Origin of the sequence: Bacillus cereus group sp. BfR-BA-01310 (genome assembly GCF_022664325.1) — a bacterium.
In the GTDB taxonomy this organism is placed as follows: Bacteria; Bacillota; Bacilli; order Bacillales; family Bacillaceae_G; genus Bacillus_A; species Bacillus_A paramycoides.
Window position 1 is genome coordinate 1 of record NZ_JAKUHD010000117.1, and the last position, 261, is coordinate 261.

Sequence of the window (261 nt, forward strand, 5' to 3'; positions counted from 1 at the left end):
CTTTTTCTTCTACCCAGTTTTGGAGTAAGGAACGATAACTTTTCACTTTTCCGAAGGCGGAAGCGATAGCCGCGCGCCTGAAATAACTAGGGAACTTGTAAAACTGTTGGCTGAACTCTTTATATTTAGGAAGTGGGTTTGTTTTCGTCGTATGCGTCAACATTTCCACAGCCGGTACGATTCCTTTTGTGTTCCAATCGTCCAAACTTAAAAATTCTTTATCAATAACATTCATAAAATACGAAAGTGCTTCATTAAAAA

1 pseudogene is annotated in these 261 nt (G+C 38.3%); it reads right to left on the reverse strand.

Annotated elements, in window-relative coordinates:
• Positions 1 to 261: pseudogene (locus tag MR109_RS29940) on the reverse strand (RNA-guided endonuclease TnpB family protein); the annotation flags it as partial.